The organism is Nostoc sp. NMS9 (assembly GCF_017114995.1).
Lineage (GTDB): Bacteria > Cyanobacteriota > Cyanobacteriia > Cyanobacteriales > Nostocaceae > Nostoc.
In genome coordinates this window covers 1-4136 of sequence record NZ_JABXKL010000042.1, presented here as the reverse complement: position 1 = coordinate 4136, position 4136 = coordinate 1, and the positions used below count along the sequence as shown (strand labels likewise).

General features: G+C 44.8%; 2 protein-coding genes and 1 pseudogene. All 3 read right to left on the bottom strand.

The window, feature by feature from the left end:
* On the bottom strand, positions 1 to 1727 hold a 1727-nt coding region (locus tag HWQ40_RS14275), incomplete at its 3' end, for an AAA-like domain-containing protein (protein WP_292778764.1).
* Positions 1728 to 1802: 75 nt separating this feature from the next.
* Positions 1803 to 2083 (bottom strand): annotated as a pseudogene (locus HWQ40_RS14270) (four helix bundle protein).
* 149 nt (positions 2084 to 2232) lie between these two features.
* On the bottom strand, positions 2233 to 3768 hold the full coding sequence (locus tag HWQ40_RS14265) for an AAA-like domain-containing protein (RefSeq protein WP_292778762.1): 1536 nt from the start codon (positions 3766 to 3768) through the stop codon (positions 2233 to 2235).
* Positions 3769 to 4136 lie beyond the last annotated feature (368 nt).

Below are 4136 nucleotides of genomic sequence, written 5' to 3'. Positions count from 1 at the left end.
TTAACCGAACTGCTATGACCTTGGAGAGTTTGTAACAGTTGCCCATTGTGATTCCACAACTTCACCGTCTTGTCACTACTGGCAGAGGCAATGGTTTGACCGTCGGGGCTAAATGCCACGCTGTTAACCGAACTGCTATGACCTTGGAGAGTTTGTAACAGTTGCCCATTGTGATTCCACAACTTCACCGTCTTGTCACTACTGGCAGAGGCAATGGTTTGACCGTCGGGGCTAAATGCCACGCTGTTAACCGAACTGCTATGACCTTCTAACAGGTTACGTTCTTTGACTCCATAAACTACCTGCTGGAGTGTAGCTACTGCCAAAATGCGCGTATCTGGTTCTACATTTTTATTTTGTGTTTTAAGTTCTTTGCCTACCTTCAAGCCTGCTACTAAAGCATCAAGCTCCAAATTTGCTGCCATCAGGTTTTGTGACTGAAGACTTTGAATAAGGATTTTTGAATTTACTTGCTGTTTTTCTAGCTCATCGAGGGCATTTTGGGCAATGAGACGTTGTTGGTTAACATACACAGCCACCCCTGTCATTAAACCAGAAAATAATACTAGTGCTGCCACATAGGAGAGTGCAGGTTTTACACGCTCCCACCTATCCCGCAAGTTAAACGGCAAATGTTTATTAATCCATTTGTAATCGAATACTTGTTGATAGATTTGATTCCGCACCCGCAAAACATTATACTCTTGTCGCACCACCCCCGACAGTTTCAAGTGAGATTTAGCTAAGGACTGCTCGTCATCCACAACCGCCCGCTTACCCAAACGAATCTGGCGATAAATAGTCAAAACCTCTAGGTCTGGTGCGCGTTTAGTCAGCATATCGCGGACAAACTGCAAGTTATTGTCTTGCTCACTCATCGCACCAAAAAATGTGCTGTTAACTATTCTGTCTACATCCCTACTCTCTAAAGACGCGATGAATCGCGTCTCTACAAATTCCCTACTTGCTTCTGCTACCAAAGCACCACAGAGACGCTGCGTTAAATATGGGTGTCCCGCCGTCCACTTCAACACCCAGCGTAATATCTGGTTGACCTCATCGCTGGGTAATCCCAATCCCTCAGCCAAGGGTAAAGCTTCCTCAAAGGTAAAATCAGTTAAATCGACACGCTGTCCAATATTAAACGGCGTGCGCTTGGCATCACGAATTAAATCGCCAGGAGTCGCTACCCCCATTAAGACAAAAGAAAGCCGCCCAAATTCGGGATTAGTAGCACGGGCAACATAGAGATAACGAATCGCTATAAAAAAATCATCGGTAAAATCGAGGCTGAGGGTAGAGTCAATTTCATCGACAAAAATCACCACTTGCCCCTCAACCTCAGTCAACAAAACCCTTTCAAAAAACTGTGTAAGCCGTTGTGATACTCCCAGATGTTGGTGTTCTTGCCACCAACTCACCACATCTGTATCAAACATAAGTTGGTCTTCCAGTTTGACCAAAAAGCCAAAATACCACTGTTCGACTGTGACACTTGCCCCCAATTCCTGGAGGTCAACAATTACCGAGCGAATTCCCTCGTCCATTAGCGTTTGGGCCGTGCGTACCATCAGGCTAGACTTCCCCATTTGGCGCGGCGTGAGGACATAGGCGAAAGTTGCCGACCGACATAAACCGAGCAATTCTTCATCGGCTTGACGGGGAATGTAAATACCACCGCCAGCTTGCACAGTCCCGCCCACGGTGTAAATGGTTGGATTAGCCATCTAAGGGACTCCAGGGGGAAGGGGACAAGGGAGATAAGGGTGATGAGAAGACAAGGGGGATGAGGGAGATTTGCTTTACTCATGGATAATCCATTTATTAAGATTGTTAATCATCTTTACTAAACCACTTAAAACTTGATTGTAAGTACCGTATATTTCTCTTCCTTGTTCTATATCTAAATACTCACATTTGACGGCAAACTTTATCCAGACCTGAGTTTCAGCAGCCTCAGCCTCGCAGTCATTTAATTTAGCAATAAAAGCAGCTTTATATCTATCTACAGCTTTAGCTTTCTCCAAGCCTCCGCTATATTGGCACATACAGAGAGCGACGAACGCCGCATTTGGTCTGTCAAAGCGTATTTTTATTCTGTAGGAAACTTTTTTGAGAGTTGAAAGATTTTCATAGCTGTATCAAATGCCAATTTAAATATCGCTAAATCTTCATGGCTCTTAAATCTCTTGTTATCCACTCCCTTGTCCCCCTTTTCCCCCTCTCCCCTACCTAGCCATGCAAATGCTCTCGGAAATAATTAGTGTAAAGTTGACAACGGGGTAATACTACACGCCCTTCCCGACGCACTAAACCTGCACCCCGCAAGCGTAAGAAAATCCGCTGATCTTCACAGAGATTGTGCCGAATTATTTGAAACATTGCTTGAACCAACTCCTGTTCATTATGCAACTGGAAGAGGTGATTACGCAGATGATCGCCAAAGGGGCCATTATCAGCGATTGCATTGGCAAATAGTTCGGTAGGATGGAAGCGATCGCTAGCAACTAAGTAAAGTGCAAGCCTTACTAAATAAGGATGTCCAGCCAGCAATGCCATTAATTGCTTTTCTTCGCTGGGGTTGAAGGGTAAACCATGACGGCGGTTTAAATCAGCAACCTGTACTGCTGTAAAATCTTCTAAATCAATTACTAGCCCAACATTAAAGGAGGATTGGTTGAGATTATCAATTAGCTGGTGGGGTTCGGTGGAAGTAACCAGCGCTAAATCCAGTTGCTTCCAGATAGGAATATTGGCGCGGTTATTGTGCCAGCTTCGCAGCATTCCAAAGAAATCAGAGCGAAAATCAGCATCAAAGACCCTTTCAACTTCATCCATCGCTAAGACAAGGGGGTTGCCAAGCTCTTTCAGCAAATAGCGACCAAGGTAGCGAGTGCAACGCTGACTATTGCCCAAGGGCATATTCCAATACTGATCAACTTTATCTGTCATTTCCAGTTCATCGGTTAACCAAGTACAGAACTGGCGAAAGAAAAGTTCAGCATTGGTGAGGGCGGCTTTATCAAACAATTGGAAATCCAGCAAAGCAACCCGCTTCCCTGCATTCACAGCAGTATTAATTGTGCGGATTAACAACGAACTTTTGCCCATTTGCTGGGTGCCTTTAATTGTAATTGTCACACCCTGCCGCTCAATAGTCTGCAAGGCAAGTGCATCAGATGAGCGTTCCACGTAAAAATCAGATTGCGATTCCATTGTCCCTTCCGGCATTTCCAAGGAGACGGGCTGTGCCGAAGGAAAGGGACGAGGTAGGAGTGACGGCTGACTCATCTGAAGTAAATCTGCTTTCGATTTGTCTTCACTGATAGCCAATGCACCGCCAGAGACAGCCTGCAACAACTCTGCAATCAGGCGCGGCGTATCTTCTGCATCTTTCCAGAACGCCCAGTTAATCCCATTTAAGTAAGCACTCAAGGGATATAAGAACGGTTCTTGATACGCCAGACGCACTGGGAGAATTATCGGGCGTCCTGACTGTGATTTTGCCAAGTGGTGTGCTGTCTCTATTTCTGTTATCACCATCTCGCTGCTGGTTGACAAGGCTGAAAGGAAAGTAATCAGAAAATCAGCTTGGCGGATTTCTGCTTCAATACGTTCACCCCAGCGTGTACCAACGGACATCGTTTGGTCGATAAAGACTTTGTGCTGCTGCGATAGTGCCTGGAAGACTTGCAGCGCTACCGATTCATCGGGGCTAGCATTACGCTTGTAGCTGATGAAGATGCGTTTAGCCTGTGAGTTTAACATTACTATTAACCTTGTCTTCATTCAGCTTTTTGAGTGGAAAAGCTTGTCTAGTTGCGAGTCAGTTTTGTACAAAAGTTGGGTAATTCTGTGCTTCGTCATCCAAGGGCAGTTTTTCCCTATTTTGAGGATTAGCTGAAAAAATCAGGATTTTATTCACGGCGCTATCAATTAGTTACACTCTACTACAGCGCAGTTGCAGGCAATTACCGACAGCACAAAAAAATTGCTCACGGAGCTAAAAGACTCATTAATGGAGTTCAAAGACTCATTAATGGAGTTCAAAGACTCATTAACGGAGCTAAAAGACTCATTAACGGAGCTAAAAGACTCATTAATGGAGTTCAAAGACTCATTAATGGAGTTCAAAG

Coding starts and splice junctions, on each gene's coding strand:
- HWQ40_RS14265 (WP_292778762.1), bottom strand. CDS start 3,768: ATGTTAAACTCACAGGCTAAACGCATCTTCATCAGCTACAAGCGTAAT.